The sequence below is a fragment of the Janthinobacterium sp. BJB401 genome (assembly GCF_013372745.1).
Classification (GTDB): Bacteria; Pseudomonadota; Gammaproteobacteria; order Burkholderiales; family Burkholderiaceae_D; genus Janthinobacterium; species Janthinobacterium rivuli.
Genome location: NZ_JABXFH010000007.1, coordinates 14,238 through 33,561, shown reverse-complemented (window position 1 = coordinate 33,561; position 19,324 = coordinate 14,238). Strand labels below are relative to the sequence as shown.

The 19,324-nt window shown below is 61.6% G+C and carries 18 protein-coding genes; 9 read left to right on the top strand and 9 right to left on the bottom strand.

Translation table 11 applies throughout. The features are described 5' to 3' along the window. The first annotated feature begins 145 nt into the window (after positions 1 to 145). Both HWE17_RS06905 and HWE17_RS06900 read left to right on the top strand, forming a co-directional pair. Complete coding sequence (locus HWE17_RS06905) at positions 146 to 1,036, top strand: LysR family transcriptional regulator ArgP (protein ID WP_035817600.1); 891 nt, start codon at positions 146 to 148, stop codon at positions 1,034 to 1,036. Positions 1,037 to 1,141: 105 nt separating this feature from the next. Next, a complete protein-coding gene (locus tag HWE17_RS06900; RefSeq protein WP_176388263.1) occupies positions 1,142 to 2,176 on the top strand; it encodes an alpha/beta hydrolase in 1,035 nt (344 codons plus the stop codon). Positions 2,177 to 2,294: 118 nt separating this feature from the next. Here HWE17_RS06900 and phaP read toward each other — a convergent pair whose 3' ends face one another. From phaP to HWE17_RS06870, 6 genes are all read right to left on the bottom strand, one after another. Then, complete coding sequence (phaP, locus tag HWE17_RS06895; RefSeq protein ID WP_099402453.1) at positions 2,295 to 2,933, bottom strand: phasin family protein; 639 nt, start codon at positions 2,931 to 2,933, stop codon at positions 2,295 to 2,297. Positions 2,934 to 3,212: 279 nt separating this feature from the next. Continuing rightward, positions 3,213 to 3,548 (bottom strand): hypothetical protein, encoded by a 336-nt coding sequence (locus tag HWE17_RS06890; RefSeq protein ID WP_176388262.1) that lies wholly within the window; start codon positions 3,546 to 3,548, stop codon positions 3,213 to 3,215. A gap of 26 nt (positions 3,549 to 3,574) precedes the next feature. Next, the gene (locus HWE17_RS06885; protein WP_081922360.1) at positions 3,575 to 3,946 is read right to left on the bottom strand and encodes a VOC family protein; all 372 of its coding nucleotides are present in this window, start codon (positions 3,944 to 3,946) and stop codon (positions 3,575 to 3,577) included. Positions 3,947 to 4,061: 115 nt separating this feature from the next. After that, on the bottom strand, positions 4,062 to 5,333 hold the full coding sequence (locus tag HWE17_RS06880; protein ID WP_176388261.1) for a YncE family protein: 1,272 nt from the start codon (positions 5,331 to 5,333) through the stop codon (positions 4,062 to 4,064). Positions 5,334 to 5,387: 54 nt separating this feature from the next. Then, positions 5,388 to 6,272, bottom strand: coding sequence for a creatininase family protein (locus HWE17_RS06875; protein WP_176388260.1), 885 nt, complete (start codon positions 6,270 to 6,272; stop codon positions 5,388 to 5,390). 153 nt (positions 6,273 to 6,425) lie between these two features. Then, a complete protein-coding gene (locus tag HWE17_RS06870; RefSeq protein ID WP_099402458.1) occupies positions 6,426 to 6,890 on the bottom strand; it encodes an SRPBCC family protein in 465 nt (154 codons plus the stop codon). A gap of 204 nt (positions 6,891 to 7,094) precedes the next feature. Between HWE17_RS06870 and HWE17_RS06865 the strand changes: the two genes are divergently transcribed. The 4 genes from HWE17_RS06865 (at position 7,095) to HWE17_RS06850 (ending at position 9,784) form a co-directional block, all read left to right on the top strand. Then, positions 7,095 to 7,514, top strand: coding sequence for a hypothetical protein (locus tag HWE17_RS06865; RefSeq protein WP_176388259.1), 420 nt, complete (start codon positions 7,095 to 7,097; stop codon positions 7,512 to 7,514). Between the two features lie 195 nt (positions 7,515 to 7,709). After that, complete coding sequence (locus HWE17_RS06860; protein ID WP_176388258.1) at positions 7,710 to 7,922, top strand: hypothetical protein; 213 nt, start codon at positions 7,710 to 7,712, stop codon at positions 7,920 to 7,922. Between the two features lie 43 nt (positions 7,923 to 7,965). After that, positions 7,966 to 8,757, top strand: coding sequence for a hypothetical protein (locus HWE17_RS06855; protein ID WP_176388257.1), 792 nt, complete (start codon positions 7,966 to 7,968; stop codon positions 8,755 to 8,757). Positions 8,758 to 9,109: 352 nt separating this feature from the next. Next, entirely contained in the window at positions 9,110 to 9,784 is a 675-nt protein-coding gene (locus HWE17_RS06850; protein WP_176388256.1) for a DUF4145 domain-containing protein, read from the top strand. Between the two features lie 758 nt (positions 9,785 to 10,542). Here HWE17_RS06850 and HWE17_RS06845 read toward each other — a convergent pair. The 3 genes from HWE17_RS06845 to HWE17_RS06835 all read right to left on the bottom strand — a co-directional run bounded on the left by HWE17_RS06845 (position 10,543) and on the right by HWE17_RS06835 (position 14,635). Continuing rightward, the gene (locus tag HWE17_RS06845) at positions 10,543 to 12,189 is read right to left on the bottom strand and encodes a methyl-accepting chemotaxis protein (protein ID WP_176388255.1); all 1,647 of its coding nucleotides are present in this window, start codon (positions 12,187 to 12,189) and stop codon (positions 10,543 to 10,545) included. 85 nt (positions 12,190 to 12,274) lie between these two features. Then, positions 12,275 to 13,396, bottom strand: a complete 1,122-nt coding sequence (locus HWE17_RS06840) for a patatin-like phospholipase family protein (RefSeq protein ID WP_255206145.1) — start codon at positions 13,394 to 13,396, stop codon at positions 12,275 to 12,277. Positions 13,397 to 13,708: 312 nt separating this feature from the next. Beyond that, on the bottom strand, positions 13,709 to 14,635 hold the full coding sequence (locus HWE17_RS06835; protein ID WP_176388254.1) for a LysR family transcriptional regulator: 927 nt from the start codon (positions 14,633 to 14,635) through the stop codon (positions 13,709 to 13,711). 115 nt (positions 14,636 to 14,750) lie between these two features. Between HWE17_RS06835 and HWE17_RS06830 the strand changes: the two genes are divergently transcribed. From HWE17_RS06830 to HWE17_RS06820, 3 genes are all read left to right on the top strand, one after another. Further along, positions 14,751 to 16,313, top strand: a complete 1,563-nt coding sequence (locus HWE17_RS06830; protein ID WP_176388253.1) for an MFS transporter — start codon at positions 14,751 to 14,753, stop codon at positions 16,311 to 16,313. A 218-nt stretch (positions 16,314 to 16,531) separates the two neighbouring features. Further along, positions 16,532 to 17,752, top strand: a complete 1,221-nt coding sequence (locus HWE17_RS06825) for a carbohydrate porin (protein WP_176388252.1) — start codon at positions 16,532 to 16,534, stop codon at positions 17,750 to 17,752. A gap of 375 nt (positions 17,753 to 18,127) precedes the next feature. Beyond that, positions 18,128 to 19,138 carry a substrate-binding domain-containing protein gene (locus HWE17_RS06820; RefSeq protein ID WP_176388251.1) on the top strand — a complete coding sequence of 337 codons (1,011 nt, stop codon included), beginning with the start codon at positions 18,128 to 18,130 and terminating at the stop codon, positions 19,136 to 19,138. The last annotated feature ends 186 nt before the right edge of the window (positions 19,139 to 19,324 follow it).

The following is a 19,324-nucleotide window of genomic DNA, read 5'->3' as shown; positions in this document are numbered from 1 at the left end:
GGCAAAGTCATCAAAGGTAGGTGGAGGGTGGTGCGGAACCAGGAGGACCGCGCGGGAGAGTGGAGTTGTTACCCTATTTCAACAGTGTAAAGAAAAAGTAAATATAAGTATAATGAATGATTCTAAACATATATAAGAGAAACTTATGCGCGTCGTCGATTACCGTGGATTGGCCGCCCTCGACGCCGTGATCGGCCTGGGCAGCTTTGAAAAGGCCGCGCAAGCGCTGGCGATCAGCCAGCCGGCCGTGTCGCAGCGCATCCGCACCCTGGAAAACCTGGAAGGCACCTTGCTGATCATCCGCAGCCACCCGCCCCTGCCGACGGAAGCGGGCCAGCGCCTGATCGCCCACTACCGGCAAGTCAAGCTGCTCGAAGCGGCCCTCGACGCCCAGCCCGGCCCGACCACGCAATTGCCGGCGCTGGCCATCGCCGTCAACGCCGACAGCGCCGCCACGTGGATTCCGGAAGCGCTGGGGCCGCTGCTGTCGCCGCCGTCCTGCCTGCTCGATATCCGCCTCGACGACCAGGATCACACCCTGAGCCAATTGCGCGAAGGGCGCGTGTTTGCCTGCGTCACCAGCGCCAACGACCTGGTGGCCGGCACCACGGCCACGCCGCTGGGCGGCATGCGCTACCTGTGCGTGGCCTCGCCCGCGTTCGCGCAGCAATGGTTTCCCCATGGTTTTACGGTGGAAGCCGTCAGCCAGGCGCCCGCCATCACGTTTGGCAGCAAGGATGCGCTGCACGAGCGCTATCTGCAGCACCGCCTCGGCTACACGGGCCGCTATCCGCACCATGTGCTCGGTTCGGCGCGCGACTTCGTGCGCTTCATCGAAGCGGGCTATGCTTATGGCATGGTGCCCTTGCTGCAGGCGGAAACGGCGCTGGCCGCCGGCAGGCTGGTCGACGTGGCAGCCGGTCAGGCGCTTGACGTGCCACTGACCTGGCATGCCTGGGATATCCAGACGCCCCTCACGCGCACCCTGTCGGACGCCGTCATCGCCACGGCGCGCAAATGGCTGTTACAGGATTGATTGACGCATGCAACATTTTTCTATGCTATACAGCAACTTCCCCGTGTGCGCCCTGCCCTGCCTGGCCTACACTGCAAGCATCAACCATCACCATCAGGAGCAAGCATGACGATCCTGCGCACCACCCTGCTCGGCGTGCTGGGCGCCATCCCGCTGGCTGCAGGCCTGGCCGCCTGCTCGCCCTTGATCGCCATCAATGCCTTGTCGTCCGGCAGCGCCTCGCAAGTGACGCGCGGCCTGGCCTACGGCCCCTTGCCGCGGCAAAAGCTCGATGTCTACGCTCCAAAATTGCGCACGGGACCCGTGCCCGTGGTGGTGTTCTTTTATGGCGGCAACTGGACGACGGGCGAGCGCGCCGACTATGCCTTCGTTGGCAACGCGCTCGCGGCGCGCGGCTACCTGGCCGTGATCGCCGACTACCGGCTGTATCCGGACGTGCATTACCCCGAGATTTTGCAGGATGCGGCCCGCGCCGTGGCCTGGGCCGCGATGGAGTCCAGCCGCCATGGCGGCGACCCGGCGCGCCTGTTCGTCATGGGCCATAGCGCCGGCGCCTACAATGCGGCGATGGTGGCGCTCGACGCCAGCCTGCTGGCGCGCCACGGCATGCGCCCGCACGACTTGCGGGGCTGGATAGGCCTGGCCGGCCCCTATGATTTTTTACCCATCGAAAACACCACCACGCGGCCCGTTTTCTTTTACCCGGACACGCCCGCCGCTTCGCAACCCATCCATCACGTGACGGCCGAGGCCCCGCCCGCCCTGCTGATCGCCCCCTTGCCCGGACAGGATAAACTGGTCGATCCGCAACGCAACACGGGCGGCCTGGCCCAGGCCTTGCGCGCGCTTTCCAGGCCCGTGACGGAAACCTACTTCGACCACGTGGGCCACGCCACCCTGGTTGCCACGCTGGCCAGTCCCTTACGCAGGCTGGCACCCACCCTGGACGCCGTCAGCGCTTTTATCGATGCCAACAGCGGCACCGGTGACGCGGTCTCGTCCGCGGCCCTGTCCGCAGATTTGTCCGCAGACGTGCCCGCCAAGGCCTTGCCGGCAAGCATAGCCTTGCCGTCCCGCTCAGCGGGCACGGCCAAGCCAGCCCCTGAACTGCACGCATACGACAAAACGCCCGCCCCGTGAAGGGCGGGCGCTCTGCCCAGACCAATACGCACGATATTGCGTGCCAGCTGGCCGCATGGCTAGCCGCATATCAAGGCTCGGCCCTTGCGATGCGGCTTAGCTGCAAGCAGCCTCGTGCTTACTCTTTACGGCTGGCGCTGCTGCTTTTGTTTTGTGCAGAGCCCGCTTGCGAGGCGCTGCCGCTGGCCGAGCTTTCGCTGCCGGCCGACTGCTGGCTGCCCTGATGGCTGGCGCTTTGCAGGCTTTGACCGTCACGGCTTTGCGCGCCACGCTGCTGGTCGCGGCTGGCGCCGTTTTGCTGATAGGCCTGGAACGGTTCGGCCATGCGCTGCATCGCTTCCTGCTGCTTGCGCACGTTTTTCTCCGTTTCTTCCGAAGCAGTACGGGCGACTTCTTCGGCCAGGGCCTTGGCGGTACGGCTCGTTTCATTCACATGACGCTCTGCCACGTTGGCCAGTTCGACCTGCGTATCGGCTGCCAGACGCGACACCTGTTGCTGGTACTTGCGCAGTTGCTCGGCGGCTGGCTGGCCCGAGGCGGCAGCCACCTGGAACGCATCTTCAGCACGCTCGACCGTCAGCAGGTTCTGGCTGGTGACCGTGGTTTCTTCCAGCAAACCTTGCGCCAGTTGCATGTTCAGGTCGCTGAAGTGCTGCACCGACTGAAACAAGGACTTCGACAGGCCATTGAAGAAAGCCAGTTGCGCTTCCAGGTGGTTTTTGGCGGCGGGGGTAACACTACGGGAATATGGATACATGGAGTTCCTCATTAAATAGCGGTTGGGTGGACATAAACAGATGGCGACACCACCGGCTGTCGAACGGTGAGGCAGACGGCCGGGCTACGCCACGAAACGCGAAAAACATATCCGGTTGGTGGGAAGATGCTTTGCAACGCGAGTCCCAAGGCTACGTGAGCACCGCAGGTGAGGGATGATCTGGATCAAAGGTGCGCTCGGCTGCGCAGAAAGTTTTGGCTGGACGGCTTGCCCTTGGCAAACGTCAGTGACGGGAAGGAAAATCTGTGCCAGGCACGCTCAAGCAGCGGCGCCCGCGCCCAGCACGACGGGCTTGTAGCCATGGCTGCGCAACGACGCTTCCAGCCAGCGGTTGCCATACCAGCCACGCGCCAGCAGGTAACTGAGCTCCGCGGCGGCCATCAGCAGCATCATCGGGCCGATGCGCATTTCAGTGGCCAGATGGCTGCCAAACCACAGGCAGGCATCCATCGCCAGCATGAGCAGCAACAGCCACCAGCGGCGCTTGGCGACGGCCCAGAACGAACCCAGGAACAGGGCCGGCCAGGAAAAACCCGCTTTCACGTAGGCATAGCGGCCGGCATCGTCGGCAAACAGGGTGGCGCTGTGCTTCATGCTGCTCTCTTCAGAAAATAACGGTGTCAGGGTTCGGGACGGTGGCAGACGGCTTCGACATTGTGACCATCGGGCCCCAGCACGAAAGCGCCATAGTAGTTCGGATGGTACAGGGCACGGATGCCTGGCGCGCCGTTATCCTTGCCGCCCGCTTCCAGCGCGGCCTGGTAAAACGCATCCACCTGGGCACGGTTATCTGCCGTGAAGGCCAGATGCATGCCGGCATGCGGCGCACCGCCCACGCCGAACCAGAAATCGGGCTTGCCATCCTTGCCCAGGCCGACCCAGCCCTGCTCCTCCATCACCACCGACACGCCCAAGGGCGCCAGGGCGGCCGAAAAGAAGGCCTTGCTGGCCTGTGCATCGCTGACATTCAAACCAATGTGATCAAGAATCATGATGGTGCTCCCTGGAGGTAGTGGAATGGAAAATATAGTATGCGCCAATATTGCCTTTTAGGCAAACATAACTGCAGATCCCGCACCGTTGTTCCAGAGAGCGCCAGGCGCCCGCTTAACGCAGATTGCCCGTGTGACCAAGCGAATAGCGGCCCGGCTGCGGCCACACGGTCAGGCCGTGCGGTTCCTGGCCAACTTTCACCTTGGCAACGTCGCCGCTGTTCGTATCGATGCGGTAGACCACATCGTCGAAACGGCCGGACAGCCACAGATACTTGCCGTCGGCGGACACATTGCCCATGTCTGGACTGCCGCCACCGGGAATTGGCCAGTTCGAGACGACTTTTTCCGTGGCGAAATCGATCACGCTGACGCTGCCCTTGCCCTTCGGCTTGCCATGGATGCGGTGCGTGCCGCGGTTGGCCACGTACAATTTTTTGCCGTCACGGCTAGGATACAGGCCGTGCGCGCCCACGCCCGTCTGGATGAAGCCGATTTCCTTCAGGGTGGCGCCATCGACGATGTGCACACCGTCGGCGTCCATGTCGGCGATAAAGAATTTCTTGCCGTCCGGCGAGATGCGTATGTCTTGCGGCATGCCCTTCTTGACGCTGCAGATTTCATTCGCCGGGCCGCCCACGGGACCGGACTCGGCGAAGCGCTTGGCCGGCATCTGCAATTTCAGGTAGCCGTCGACCTTGCGGCCCACCAGGTCGATCTTGGCGATGGTGCCGTCGAACTCGCAGGTGAACATGGCGTAGCGGCCGTCATTCGAAAAGTCCGCATGGTTGATGCCGCCGCACTGGGGCGTGTCGATCGAATACTGCACCGCCATGGTCTTCGGATCGCGGAAATCGAGGCGGTGGCGCGCTTCGGCCACGACGATGGCCGACTTGCCGTCCGGCGTGTAATACATATTGTAGGGATCATCGACAGGCACTTCCTTGCCCGGCTTGCCCGTCAAGGGGTCGATCGGCGTCAGGCTGCCCTTGTCCGTGCGCTCGGCATTGTTCGCCACCCACAGGGTGCGCAAGTCCCACGACGGCACCACGTGCTGCGGGCCGCTGCCGACCTTGAACTTGTCGACCACTTTCAGGCTGTCCTGATCGATCACATACACATCGTTCGAGCGCAGGTTCGGCACGTAGACCCGGCGCAAGTGATCCTTGACCACGGCGCTCATATTGCTGCTGGCGATGCTGCCATACACGTTTTTCGGATCCACCAGCGGCGGCATGCCCGGCAGCGGTGAATAGGCGGCGGCCGGCGCTGCGGCGGCTGGAGCCGCTGTGCTGGCGCCGATGACCTGGCTGGCCACGCCCAGGCCGGCCAGTGCGGCAGCCAGGGCGGACAAGGTGACGATGGTGCGTCGTTGGAGTTTTTTCATGTGATTTCGCGTCGTTTCGTTGCAAAAGCCGGAAGTTCAGCACTTCCAGCGGAGTTATTTAGTACGTTGCAGCAGCTGCTTGATGGCGGCCACCGAAGTGTCCACCTGCAGCTTGATACCGATCTGGCCCAGCTCCGCCGTGGCACGGGTCGCGTCGCCGCGCACGCCGTCCGCCACGCCCGGTTTCGGGCCGTGCGCCATGGCCTCGCTGCGTACCAGCGACGGATCCGTCGCCAGCATCAGCGCCGCGTCCGCCAAACCAGCGTGCAGGCCGATCTCGGCGCTGCTGTGGCCGCGTTTCTGCAACTCGGCGATATAGGCCGATTGCGTGATGTCATAGTAGTCGAGCAAGGCGTAAGCACGCGCATCCTTGCCGGCGGCAGCCTTGCCCCAAACCCGATTGAGCTTGTTGGCCACGTTCTGCTCGTTCTTTTGATAGCCGCCATGGTCGCCGAGAAAGATGATGTCGCGGAAACCATGCTGGCGCAGGCTGGCGGCCGCCCCTTCCAGCACGGCTTCGAAGGCGGCCGGCGGAATCGAGATCGTGCCGGCAAAGCGCATGTGGCCGGCCGGCGGAGCAATCGCGCCTTCGGGCACATAGGAAACAACGGGCGCGACGATGGTATTGCCCAGCTTTTGCGCAATCTGCCGCGCCAGCAGCCCGGCGCGCACATTGTGCTTGCCCAGCGCGATATACGGTCCGCTCTGCTCGACGCCGCCTATCGGCACCAGCACGGTGGTGGCGCCGTGGTCTATACGGCTGCGCAACTCCGTGCTGGTCAGCTCTTCCAGCATGACGCTGCTGCTGGCGGGCGCGGCCGCTATGGCGGACGCGGCAGGAATCAGGCAGAACAGGGTCAGGGCAAACAGGGAGCCGAGTGGCTGGGACAGGCTGGATGGCGCGCAAGGCGCCGTTCGCTGGGGGAACTGCAGAGTCATAAGCCAACATCTTTCCGAGGTCATAGCGTGACGCCGTGCCCGGCCTTGCCAGGCAAGCTGGCTGCCACGCAGGAATTGTATTCCATCATGACAGGAAGGGCACGTTAATTTGACGCGGTGCTTTGCAAGGAATTGACGAGGGGAAACTATCTATCAGGCTGTCGTCGCGTTTGCCCCATTCACCTCGCCATCATGGAGAGCCGAGTGGCGTTTCTCGGCATAGGCCTTGAGCGAGCGCATCGTCTTGGGTAGCCCTTGCCGCACTTGTTTGGCAACGCCTGGCCCAAACAGAAAGGCAAGCGCTCCCGTGAACCACACACGGTGAACGACTTGCGATCCGCCATCTGCGGCAACCACCGTGTGCTCGAAGTGGATGCGGAACAAAGGGATGTAGCCCTCGACGGTGAACGAGCGCCCTGCAGTGCGCTCGGTGACCACCATCGGAATACCCATCCCCTTGTTCGGGACTATCCTGCCCTGTGTTCCCACCGCAAATGGCCCATTGAGCCGGGCTTGCTTGGTGTCCGGATCCCACAGCTGCCATCGGTCGACCTCGCTCCAGATTTGATCAATGACCGTGGGCGGGACCGCAACGTGAATGCTTTCTTCGATTTGCATCAATCGGGTTCTCCCTACTATTATCAATATAATTGCATTCCGGCTGTACTGGCCGGGCCATGAAGAGCGCCTTGTCTATAGCCAGGCTCAAGCGCTATGCCATTGAGCAGGCGCGCTTGAGAAGGCCAGTGACCAGGCATGTAGTCACACCTGAGCACGATGCTACCTTAGAAACGCTGCCCAGGGCACCTTGGATGTTGAAAGATGATAAACGAAACACATTGGCGGGTTGAGGAGCTAAAACATCACTTGGCCGATATCGTCTGGCTTGATGCCGAGGATGCTCGCCGTGCCTATGATTTGGTGGGTCTGCATGACTCGAAGACGCATCTCGGCTTGAACATTCACACCGTTGATTCCATCAAGCGGTTCGCCTTCGGAGACGACGTGGCCATCGCAACCAGCTGGTTACGGGAGCGCGTGCCAGGAATTCAGCAGGTCGTGGTGGTGTTTGGCGAAGACGAATGCTTCGCATGCAGCAGTGTGTTCCTGGTCGAGAATTGGTCGGATATTTTTGTACCGTCACGTGACGACGCGATGATCTATTCGAACGACACGCCGTTCATCCTGTTTTATTGCCATGAAAATGCATTCGAGGTGGGGCAGCGGATTGTCTTTGATTAAAGGCCGAGTTCGGCCAGAAGCAGACAAAAAACCACGGGAAAGCCCATGAAGATCAAACTCTTTCCTATGAAATCCTTGTTTTTGGCGCCGCTGTCGGGTATCCCGGCAGTCACATAGGCAGGTATCGCCGGCTCCCAAGCGCGCATCCACGCGACGGCAGCGGTACGCGGCGGTGCCATCGCGGCATTGAGTTTTGTGGAAGAGGACGGCTATTTCATTTTGCCGGTGAAAAAAGACGAGGAGCGTCTATCGCTCATCCTTCGGCTGATCGCGTTGCGCTCCGTATTCTTCGCCGGCTGGGGCTGGAATGCGGCCGAGGTGGTAACGTACTACAGGGATCAAGGCCATATCAACGGCCCGTCCAGGATCATCGCCTGGACCGGTCCCGGGCAGTACACGGCCACGTAGCGTCAGGCTTGACGGCCTGCCGTCCATCGCTTAAGTTAATGCAATGGAAAAACACACTGAAACGACACCACTCGATCTGCGTTCTGCCGCATGGGCAAGTCTGACGGATGGTTACGGTGGCGCTGAAAAAATTCCCGCGATGCTGCAAGACCTGCGGCGGGGAGACGCCGAGGCCCTGGACGATTTGTATGGCCATATTTGTCACCAGGGCTCGATTTATCCGGCGTCGGTCGCCGCATTCCCGCACTTGGTTTCCCTGGCGGCGGCGGTGACATCGCCGGACCTGCGCGCCGGCGTGCTGTCGCTGGCGGCGTCGATTCATGAAAGCGCCGGCCTCGACGAGGAATTGAGGGCATCCCCTTATGTCGCGGCTTTTCATGCCGCAGTCCCGGCCGCGCTCGCCATGGCAAGCTCCGACCTGCGGCAGGTCGAGGACACGGTGACTGGCATCTACATGCTTAAGGCCGCCGCTTCATTCGCTGGATTTGCCGGCGTGGCGCGAGTGCTGAGCGGCTTTACCAACGAGGAGTTCTGCCTGGCATGTCCTGCCTGCGGCGTAGAGCTCTATGTCTGGCCGGTAGCGCAAGGGCTGTCGGTCGCCGCCGAGGATCCCGTCTTTACGCCAGCAGCGAAAACGCTGCTGGTGATTGCCGGCCCTGCCGACAATTCACCCCACCTTGCCGCCTTTGCCTGGTTGCAAGCGCAAACGGACGCTTTGCCATTGCTGGATGACATCGCGTTTCGCTTACCTTTCCTGTTTGGCAGCGCATGTTGCGCCGGATGCGGTCACGTTTTTTCACTGATGGATGCGCTGCTCAGCGATGCAGTGGATTAATCCGGCTGCCTCACTGGAGCGCGCCTATTGAAGTCAGGCACAAAACAATAATGTTTGGCACAGGAGGCCGAGGTAGACATGCTCTCGGGGAGTTCCGCTTTCGGCCAAGAGCGGACGTCTAACCTTAGCGTTTGTCGAGTGCGCAGGAAGTAAAATACGTGAATCGGTTAATGAAGAGCTTTGTGAAAGATAGGGAAATCACAACTTCCGATTCTTACAGTTCATAGACTTTTGTGCCTACAACCTGACAAAGTGAATAAAATTGCGAAGGTCGGCTAGTACACGAAGATGTTATAGCTGAGTTGAGCTAACAATGTGCGCTTCATCGCGCATGAAAAAAATGAGGTTGAAAATGGCAGAAAAACTTGTACTAAACAAAAATCAAGGTCAAAAAATTACTAGCTTTTGTCGTGACTGCCATCGTGAAACGAAGCATGAAATCGTCAATGAAGCGATTCTGAGCGGTACTGAATATTCTAGCGGGGGGTATTCCACAGATTGGTCGACTGAGCATCAAATCATAAGATGCCTTGGCTGTGAAACGTTCTCGTTTCGAAAAGTTGCGGGTTCAGAGCACGACTTTGTGCAAGTTGGCGAGGACGAATATGAATATCAACCGATCGTAAATGTATATCCTAACCCTCGCGAGGGACGTCAACCACTTGCTGATGTAGGACTGCTACCTGATAAGATTCAACGGATCTATGAAGAAACGCTCCAATCTTTGAACGATACCCAGCCAGTGCTCTGTGGAATAGGAACGCGTGCAATCATCGAGACTGTCTGCAAAGACAAGAATGCGACTGGAGGCGATTTATACTCGAAGATCAATTCGCTTGTCGGACTTGGCGTACTGACACAGGATGGCGCCGACATTCTACATAAGCTTCGTACTCTTGGAAATGACGCAGCTCACGAGGTGAAGCCTCACTCACTTCAAGAACTTGGTCTTGCATTCGATGTAGTTGACCACCTATTGCTGGGTGTTTTCATTTTGCCAGAACACGCAAAAAAGACTTTCAAATAAGGCCGACCTGGTTCCTGATACGTTCCGGCAAAGACTTTCTCGTTTTAAACGCATCGCTCATATGTCTTCTTCAGGGCGTAACCTGCCAACGACGGCAACAGGCCAGGAGCGGACGGTCAGGTACGCGCCGCAGCTTACTCGGGCACTCATAGTTCAGCGCATCGCGTTTGTTTGGCGCTGGCAGCATGACGATCTTTTAGGCAACATCCGAGGCCATGAACGCCCGCACGGTGGTGAAGCCGCCGTTGTTATCGACGCGCCTAATGCCGGGTTAGCAGTGTAAATTAACGCCCCCTATCATTTACTTTTTGGTGGATTGCTAGATTTGCTAGGTTTGAGGGACGGTGTATTCCCTGGTGTGGTTTTGTTATCACGGCGGCGCTGATCCGGTTCCCCTGTTGATTTTGCTATCGGCTTTGGTCCTGGTTTAAGTGCCATGAATGCTCTCCTTTGTAGTTCAAAAATTACAGTTTGTGCTCACTTTTCAACGTAATTCGATCAACGGTAGCATATTTTTCACAAAGAAAATTCACACATTGTCACGATGGTGCGAATGGTCGCTTTGGGGCGAAAGCGGACATAGCGCCCGACAATGAAGCAGACACCATGACTGGCGAGAAGCCGGGCGGTGCCCCTCCCTCCGCCCTGCCAGCCCGAACAACTTTACTGCCACTCGCCATAGCTGCAAAACTCAACGCCCCCATCCGACGACGCCAGCACCAAAGAAAAACCCCGGCGTACCGGGGCAGTCACAAGGTTTAAGCGCGGGCGCTGCGGCCCGGCAGCGCCAGGCGCCGGCTGGCGGCGGCTGTTGCCGGGGCCGGCAAGCCGCCCGCCACTTTCAACGCTTTCCCTTGGGTATCGCCGCGCAGGCGGAACACGGCCACCACGTCGACCAGCTCGATGGCACGGTCTTGCAGCGAGGAGGCTGCTGCGGCCGCCTCTTCCACCAGGGCTGCGTTTTGCTGGGTGACCTGGTCCATTTGCGAAATGGCCTGGTTCACTTGCTCGATGCCGGCGCTTTGTTCATGGCTGGCGTTGGCGATGTCGCCCATGATGTCCGTCACGCGCAAGATGCTGGCGACGATTTCTTCCATCGTCGCGCCAGCCTGGTCGACCAGCACGCTGCCCGTGTTGACTTTATCGACGGAGTCCTCGATCAATCCCTTGATTTCCTTGGCGGCCGCCGCCGAGCGCTGCGCCAGGTTGCGCACCTCGGTGGCCACCACGGCGAAGCCACGGCCCTGCTCGCCCGCTCGGGCCGCTTCGACGGCCGCGTTCAGCGCCAAAATGTTGGTTTGGAAGGCAATGCCGTCGATCACGCCGATAATGTCGGCGATCTTCTTCGCCGATTCGTTGATGGAACCCATCGTGCCCACCACTTGCGCCACCACGGCGCCACCCTTGCGGGCCACGTCCGAGGCCGACACGGCCAGCGCGTTCGCCTGGCGCGCATTGTCCGTGTTCTGGCGCACGGCCGAGGTCAGCTCTTCCAGGCTCGATGCCGTTTCTTCCAGGGAAGACGCCTGCTGCTCGGTGCGCACGGACAAGTCCGCGTTGCCGGCGGAAATCTGCGCGGCCGCCACGCTGAACGTATCGGCCGAGGCGCGCACGGTGGCGATCACGCCGACGATGCGTTCGAGGAATTTGTTGAAGGCCGTGGCCGTGCGGCCCACTTCATCCATGCGCTCGACGGGCATGGCGGCGGACAGGTCCAGCGAGGCGCTGACCCTTTCCAGCGTGTGTTCGATATTGCCCAGTCCGCCGCTGATGGTGCGGTAGATGTGCCAGGCCAGCGCACCCGTCAGCAGCACGGCCACGCCCAGCACGGCCAGCATGGTGTTGAACGCCGTGTCGTAGGCGGCCAGGCTCTCGGCCTTCACGTCATCGACCAGCTTGTTGTTGTAGGCGATATGGTCATCCATGCTTTTCTTGGCGGCGGCGGCCGTGATGGCCAGCGGCGTGCCGGCCAGCAAGGTGGCGCGCACGCCATCCATATCGCCCGCGTAGGCGGCGGCAAAGAATGGCGCCAGCGCGCGGCGGTAGGCTTCCATGGCAGCCTGGTCGGCGTCGAGCATCTTGCTGTCCGTCGCGTCGTACAGGCGCTCGGCGCGGTAGGTGGCGATGACCTTGTCGAAATTCGTGTTGGCGTCGGCCACGGCCTTGTCCAGCGCCGTCTTGTCAGACAGGTTAGAGAACACGGACAGGCGGTAGCCGGCCAGACGCGAATCGGCCAGGAAACCCTTGGCCGCATTCAAGCCCTGGATACTGGGAATGATGCGGTTTTGCACGGTGTCAAAACGCTCCTGGGCGCGCTGCAGCTGGATGGCGCCACCGGCGCCCAGCAATAGCAGGGCCAGCAAAGCGATGGTGAGGGTCAGAATTAATTGCTTGGTGATATTCATGGTGTGTCACAGTAAAAAGTGTGGCCTGGCAAGGCCAGGCGGGATAAGAGCTGCCGATCAGGTGGCCGGGATCGCTTGCAGGCGGCTAGGCCGCCAGCGGTGCGGCGTCGGGCAGGCGGCGCAGCAAGTCACCATGCTGGCGGCAAAACGCCAGGCCCGCCTTGTGGCCCACGTCGAACAGCAGCTGCATGTTCGAGTTCGACCAGTCCAGGGTGTCGGGCCAGTGCTGCTCCGGGATGCCGCCCATCAGGTCGAGCTTCAGCAAACGTCGCTTGGGCTGGCCCGTGCGCGCATCCGTGTTGTGCTCGAGTTCGAACAGGCGCAGCTCGCTTTTGGAAATTTTCACCAGCGGCGTGATGATGGAGCGCACCCAGGCGTCGTACAGGTTGCGCGGCTTGCGCAGCAAGCGCTCGTCGCCGAGGATGTCGAGGATGACCAGGGTGTCGGCGTCATGGTGCTCGCCCTTGCCTTCGATAAACGGCTCGAAATTGAGCGTATCGAGCGCCGCGCCTTCGATGTAATCGTCGCCCGCGATGGTCGTCGGTGCATACAGGAAGGGAAACGACAGGGCGGCGCGCACGTGGATCGGCTCGATCTCGTGCTTGCCCCAGATTTGCATGCGGTGCTCGCTGAGGTTGTAGGCATTGATGTAGAAATCGGGGCGCATGCGTGCCACGCCCGAAAAATCCACGGCTTTTTCCAGGAAGGGCAAGTGCGCGCACAGGCCCAGGCTTTTCGCCGACAGGTCCGATGGCGACAGCGATGACACCATCAATTTTCCCCAGTCCGACCAGGCTGTTGGCACGCCCGCAAACGTTTGCTGGAACGCCTGAAAAAAAGGATTGTTGGCCGGCGGCTGGAAGGCGTCGCGGAACGTGCTCGCATGCATGCCCGGCTTCTGGAACACCTTGTAGTTGATCGGAATCATCTTGTAGATGCTGTCGGCCACGCCCGTGTCGGCCCAGCTTTGCAAGGCCTGGCGCGGCGTGGCTTCGTGCGGCGTCGTGTAAAGCAAACCCATCAACACACCGGCGCCCGAGGCGGAAATGACGTCGAACTCGATGCCTTCGTCGAGGAACGCGGCCAGGGCGCCGGCGATCAAGGTGGAATTTGGTGCGCCGCCACCCAGCAGCAGACCCGTTTTGCGGGCCGGTTTCGCTGGCGCGGCTGGCGCCGGATCCGGCGGCGTCGTCGTGACTGTCTTCATGCACACTCCCTGAACGGAATGGGGTGATTACCCCTAATTGTTGGTTACTACACGCTTATGGCGCCTAATCCTGCTCATGTCCCCGCAAGCGGCGAGCCGATGCAATGTTGCGGAAACAGATATGAAATTAACATAAATAAATTCCTTATGGCAATTTCCATAACGAATGACCGGTATTCAGAAAGGGCATAAGTTGATGCCGTGCGGCATGGCTTGATGCGGCGCAGCAAATATAAATTCGGCGCTGCTAGGAATAATCGCGTTGGGGTAGGAATATTCCCCAAGCAGCCGCCAGCGCGGCGGCCAGGGGCATCAGAGGGATGATGCAGGGATGGAAGGTGGCGAGGAGAAATGCAGGTGGGTACACAAATGGTCAACAAAAACACGAATCTTGGGCGACAGGTGGCGGCTTGACGGCCACAGCACCCAGAACTTGCTCGAGTACAGCAAGTACTCGGCCAGCACGGCTTGCAGCTCACCCCGTCCGATGGCGTCGCGCACGATAAAGTCAGGTAAATAAGCAAGGCCCACGCCCTGCGTGGCGGCGCCGATCAAGGCTTCGATATTGTTGCAGGTCAAGGCGGTCGGCAAGCGCAACTCGCCGCCATTGTCGCCCCCGGCGCGCTGCAACGCCCATTCCTGCAGTTTCCCGGTGGTGGGGAATTTATAGCGCACGCAAGCGTGCCCTTCCAGCGCGCGTGGCGTGGCCGGCACGCCATGGCGGGCGAAATACGCGGGCGAGCCGACGATGGCAAAGGCAAACGGTCCTAGTTCGCGCGCCATCAGCCGCGAATCGGTGAGCGTACCGCTGCGCACGGCCACGTCGACGCCTTCGGCCACCACGTCGACCAGGCGGTCATTGAAATCGAGGTCGAGCTCGATCTCCGGATACCGCCGTGTAAAGTCCGCCAGCAGGGGCAGGATGATGCGGTAGCCGATCACGGGCAGGCTGACCTTGAGCTTGCCGCGCGGCGCCTCGGCCAGGTGCGATAGTTCCGCCTCGGCATCACCGAGGTCGGCCAGGATGCGCTGGCAGCGCTCGTAAAACAGCGCGCCCTCGTTGCTCAGGCTGATGCGCCGCGTGCTGCGGTTGAGCAGGCGCACGCCCAGCTTTTCTTCCAGCCGCGCCACGCTCTTGCCCACGGCCGAAGCCGACACGCCGAGCAGCCGGCCGGCCGCCACATAACTGGAAGTTTCCGCCGCGCGCACGAAGGCAGCAATGCCGTTCAGATTATCCATGCCGTCTCGCCATCTTGATTAAGGAATATTTGTCCGTTATGAGTGGATTTTCAGCCACTTTTTCATGGATTGCGTCCATATTATCATCAGATTCCCTCTTTCTGGAATCATCCCCATGGATACGAATCTTCCCGCGCAAGCCCCGGAACCAGCGGCAGCACGACGCACGCTGGTGCTGGCCGCCGTCAGCCTGGCCGCGCTATGCATGCCGCTCAGTTTTACGGGACCGGCCATCGCCATTCCCGCCATCGCCGCCGACCTGCACGGCACGCCGCTGGCGCTGGCGTGGATCACGAATGCCTTCATGCTCAGCTTTGGCGGCTGCCTGATGGTGGCCGGCGCGCTGGCCGACCGCTATGGCCGCAAGCGCGTGTTCTTGCTGGGCATGGGCGTGTTTTCCGCCGCCGCGCTGGCGCTGTCGGCCGCGCCCGGCATTGTGTGGCTCGACGTGCTGCGCGCCGTCCAGGGCCTCGGTTGCGCCATGGCCCTGTCGAGCGGACTGGCGGCCCTGGCACAGGAATTCGACGGCCCTGCCCGCGCGCGCGCCTTCAGCCTGATCGGCACGGCCTTCGGCGTGGGCCTGGCCTTCGGCCCCTTCCTGGCTGGCACCTTGATCACGCACACGGGCTGGCGCGCCATTTTTATCGCCACGGCCGCAGCCGGCCTGGCCGCCCTGCTGGCCGCCGCGCACGCCATGCGCGAAACGCGCGACCCGCAGGCGCAAGGCGTCGACTGGCCCGGCGCCCTGACGTTTACCGGTGCGCTGTCCCTGTTTACCTATGGCTTGCTGCAGGCGCCCGACAGTGGCTGGGGCAGCGCCGCCAGCCTGGGACTGCTCGGTGGCGCGGCTTTGCTGCTCGCTGCGTTCATCCGCGTGGAGCGGCGCGCGGCGCGGCCCATGCTGGACTTGACCCTGTTCCGCCTGCCCGCCTTTGCCGGCGTGCAGCTGCTGGCCGCCGCGCCCGCGTTTTCCTTCGTCGTGCTGCTGGTGCTGCTGCCGGCCCGCTTCATCGGCATCGAAGGCTACAGTGCGCTGGAGGCGGGACGCATGATGATCGCCCTGTCCGCGCCCATGCTGGTGCTGCCGGTACTGGCCGGCATGGCGGCGCAACGCATCGCCGCCGCGCACATTTGCGCCACCGGTCTGCTGCTGGCGGCGGGCGGCTTGCTGTGGCTGTCGACGTGCGCGCCGGGCCAGTCGCCCTACACTTTGCTGGGGCCGCTACTGCTGATCGGCTGCGGCATCAGCCTGCCCTGGGGTTTGATGGATGGCCTGGCCATCAGCGTCGTGCCCGTCGAGCGGGCAGGCATGGCGGCCGGCATCTTCAATACGACGCGCGTGGCGGGCGAAGGCCTGGCGCTGGCCATCGTCAGCGCGCTGCTGGGCACGTTCACCGTCGCGGCGCTGGGCGGTACCGGCATCGGCATCGGCGCGGAACAGGCGGCGCACGCCGGCCCCTTCCTGGCGCTGGGCGAGCTACGCCATGCAGCTACCCTGTTGCCGCAGGCCGGCGCCGGCGAACTGGCGCAAGCGTATGGTGCCGCCTTCCGCCATTTGCTGTATGTGCTGGCCAGCATCACGACGGCGTCGGCACTGCTGATCCTGACATTCCTGCGTCATCCGGCCGGTGCTACCGAACATATTGCCACCGCGTCCGCCAGCAAGACGACAAACTGACCCGCTAGATTGACCTCTGCAAGACCGGGCGGCTCACGTGCCGCCCTCCCTTCCCTGATGTTTCTCCGCAACACCTCAAAAGTTTCAAGGAATAAAACTAGTTTACTGATCAAAGCGCTTTGAACTATACTCAAAGCGCTTTGAAACATAACTAAAGCGCTTTGGTTGTGCGAAGTTATGCGCACCGATCCCACACCTATAAAAACACTGGAGACGCAATGAACAAACATTTCTTGAAAACTTTGCCTGCCGCCGTGGCGTTGGCCTTGAGCGCTTCGGCCGCCCAGGCCGCCCTGCCGATCGATTTCGGCGGCTACATCCGCTCGGGCTTCGGCACCAGCAGCGAAGGCGGCAAGGAAGCGTGTTTCGGCCTGGCCGGCGCCTCGTCCAAGTATCGTCTGGGCAATGAGTGCGAAACCTACGGCGAGCTGAAATTCGGCGGCGAAGCCTTCAAGGCGGCCAACGGCACCACTTTCCGCATCAATACCCTGGTGGCCTTCTCCGTCAACCAGAACCAGGACTGGGAACAATCGGACCCATCGTGGCGCGAAATGAACGTCGTCGCCGACAAGATCGGCACGGGCGCCTTCGCCGAAGCGCGCGCCTGGGTCGGCAAGCGCTACTACGACCGCCAGGACGTGCACATCACCGATTACTACTTCTGGAATAACAGCGGCCCTGGCGCCGGCCTGGAAAACATCGACCTGGGCGCCGCCAAACTGGCCTACGCCATCGTGCGCACGGCCGATGACGGCGACAGCAATCGCATGGGCCTGTCCCACGACTTGCGCTTCTCCGGCATCAAGGTCAACCCGGATGGCGAACTGACCGTGGGCTTGCAATTCAATCAGAAACGCAACGCGCAAGGCGCGGCCCCCATCGCCAGCGGCCACTTGCTGACCATCATGCATACACAAGGCAATCTGCTGGGCGGCTTCAACAAGGTGGCATTGCAGTACGGCAAAGGCAGCGCCGCCAACACGGGCGGCTTCAGCCTGGGCGCCGGCAAGGATGACAAGGTCGTGCGTCTGACGGAACAGATCATGATCCAGCCCAAAGGCGCCTGGTCGGGCATGGGCACCTTCGTCTATGAAGACAAGGAAACGGCAGGCGTGAGCAGCAAGTGGACGTCGATCGGCGCGCGCCCCGTCTACCACTTCACGGACAACTACAGCCTGGCCGTGGAACTGGGCCACGACATCGTCAAGCCGGAAGGCGGCGAAAGCCGCAACCTGACCAAGCTGACCTTCGCGCCGCAACTGTCGGCCGGCAACAGCTTCTGGTCGCGTCCCGTGCTGCGCGCCTTCTACACCTACGCCAAATGGAACAAGGCAGCCCAGTCGGCCGCCGCCGCGGAATCGGCGCTGTCGTCGACGGGCGTGTTTGGTGGCAAGACGAATGGCAGCTCGGTCGGTTTCCAGGTCGAGTCGTGGTGGTAAGAGCATCTGAAAAACGTCCATGGCGGCGTTGCACGGTCTTGCCCTGAACGTTTTATCAGACGCTCTTTATTCATCAGAGGCATCCAACACTGGCTGACGCCGCAAGGCGCCAGCCACTGGCAGCAGCACCGCCCGCATTTCGGGGCAGGTAGTAACCGGACCCACCATTTCGCCGCTGCACGCGATGGCCGGCAGCTTCAATGTAGTGATTCAGCAGTATCCTCTTTTAGCGCGGGCGCCCCTGGGTTTGCCCGCGTATTTTTTTGGGCGCCGCCGCCGCTTGCCATACCTCTGATCATTCCGGCATTTATCAGATAAACTACCCTGCATTGCACGGCACCGCACCGCTCCCGACCCACCCCGACTGCAGCATCCATGAACCTCAAAAATCTCGCCAAAACGCTAGGAATATCCGAAACCACCGTCAGCCGCGCCTTGAATGGCTATCCTGAAGTAAGCGAACGCACGCGCGAGCGGGTGCTGGCCGCCGCGCAGGCGGCTGGCTACCGTCCCAATCCCATGGCGCGCAGTCTGGCCGTCGGGCGCACGAATATCGTCGGCATCATCTACCCGCTGATGCCGAACGACCTGGCCGACCCCATGTTCATCGAGATCGTCGGCGGCATGTCGGAAGCGCTGGAAGCGCAGCAGATGGACATGATGATCGCGCCCGCTTCCGCCACCAATGAATTCCACACGTATGAACGCATGGTCAAGGGCCGCCGCATCGACGGCCTGATCGTCGGCCGTACAAAGCCGTTCGACGAGCGCATCGCCTACCTGGCGCAGCAGGGCATGCCGTTTGTCGCGCATGGCCGCACGCAGCTGAACCAGCCGCACGCGTGGTTCGACTACGACAACGAGGCCGGCATGCGTCTGGCCGTCGAGCGCCTGGCGCAGCTGGGCCACCAGCGCATTGGCCTGATCAGCGCCACGCCGGACCTGAACTTCGTGCGCCAGCGCGTCGACAGTTTCCAGCACGCCATGCAGGCGGGCGGACTGCCCGTCGACCCGGACAACCTGGTCGACAACGCGCACGACCGCCGCGCCGGCTACCAGGCCATGCAGCGCCTGCTGGCCCGCTCGCCTCGCCCCACGGCCGTCATCGTCGACAATCACATGTCGGGCGTGGGCGCCGTGCGCGCCCTGCTCGACGCGGGCATCGTCATCGGCAGCGAGATGTCGCTGATCGTCTGGGGCGTGATGGAAGATTCCCTGGCCGGCCACAACGTCACCACCGTCGTCCAGCCCGACCCGCGCGGCGCCGGCGCGAAGATGATCCACATGCTGCTGGCCCTGATGGACGGCACGCCCGTCACAGACCTGCAGGAACTGTGGCCGTGCGAACTGTTGCCGGGCGAGTCGGCAGGCCCCGTGCCGCAGTAAGCGTTTTTCGCTGTCCCTACGCCGCCGGCCGCCTGGCCGGCGCGGACGCATTGTTGTCCTGAATCACCCTCATAAAAAAATCGTATGTCTGGCGCGTGTATCGCTTTACTTTTCAAAGCGCTTTGAACTATACTCATTTCATACCCAAAGCGCTTTGAATTTTAAAATAAGACGTTCGCCTACCAA

Excerpts from the sequence above, each read along its gene's own strand:
- HWE17_RS06835 (WP_176388254.1), bottom strand. The coding sequence starts at position 14,635 with ATGGATAATCTGAACGGCATTGCTGCCTTCGTGCGCGCGGCGGAAACT.
- phaP (WP_099402453.1), bottom strand. The coding sequence starts at position 2,933 with ATGTATCCATATTCCCGTAGTGTTACCCCCGCCGCCAAAAACCACCTG.
- HWE17_RS06840 (WP_255206145.1), bottom strand. The coding sequence starts at position 13,396 with ATGAAGACAGTCACGACGACGCCGCCGGATCCGGCGCCAGCCGCGCCA.
- HWE17_RS06865 (WP_176388259.1), top strand. The coding sequence starts at position 7,095 with ATGATAAACGAAACACATTGGCGGGTTGAGGAGCTAAAACATCACTTG.
- HWE17_RS06905 (WP_035817600.1), top strand. The coding sequence starts at position 146 with ATGCGCGTCGTCGATTACCGTGGATTGGCCGCCCTCGACGCCGTGATC.
- HWE17_RS06900 (WP_176388263.1), top strand. The coding sequence starts at position 1,142 with ATGACGATCCTGCGCACCACCCTGCTCGGCGTGCTGGGCGCCATCCCG.
- HWE17_RS06875 (WP_176388260.1), bottom strand. The coding sequence starts at position 6,272 with ATGACTCTGCAGTTCCCCCAGCGAACGGCGCCTTGCGCGCCATCCAGC.
- HWE17_RS06870 (WP_099402458.1), bottom strand. The coding sequence starts at position 6,890 with ATGCAAATCGAAGAAAGCATTCACGTTGCGGTCCCGCCCACGGTCATT.
- HWE17_RS06830 (WP_176388253.1), top strand. The coding sequence starts at position 14,751 with ATGGATACGAATCTTCCCGCGCAAGCCCCGGAACCAGCGGCAGCACGA.
- HWE17_RS06820 (WP_176388251.1), top strand. The coding sequence starts at position 18,128 with ATGAACCTCAAAAATCTCGCCAAAACGCTAGGAATATCCGAAACCACC.
- HWE17_RS06855 (WP_176388257.1), top strand. The coding sequence starts at position 7,966 with ATGGAAAAACACACTGAAACGACACCACTCGATCTGCGTTCTGCCGCA.
- HWE17_RS06850 (WP_176388256.1), top strand. The coding sequence starts at position 9,110 with ATGGCAGAAAAACTTGTACTAAACAAAAATCAAGGTCAAAAAATTACT.
- HWE17_RS06890 (WP_176388262.1), bottom strand. The coding sequence starts at position 3,548 with ATGAAGCACAGCGCCACCCTGTTTGCCGACGATGCCGGCCGCTATGCC.
- HWE17_RS06885 (WP_081922360.1), bottom strand. The coding sequence starts at position 3,946 with ATGATTCTTGATCACATTGGTTTGAATGTCAGCGATGCACAGGCCAGC.
- HWE17_RS06880 (WP_176388261.1), bottom strand. The coding sequence starts at position 5,333 with ATGAAAAAACTCCAACGACGCACCATCGTCACCTTGTCCGCCCTGGCT.
- HWE17_RS06845 (WP_176388255.1), bottom strand. The coding sequence starts at position 12,189 with ATGAATATCACCAAGCAATTAATTCTGACCCTCACCATCGCTTTGCTG.
- HWE17_RS06825 (WP_176388252.1), top strand. The coding sequence starts at position 16,532 with ATGAACAAACATTTCTTGAAAACTTTGCCTGCCGCCGTGGCGTTGGCC.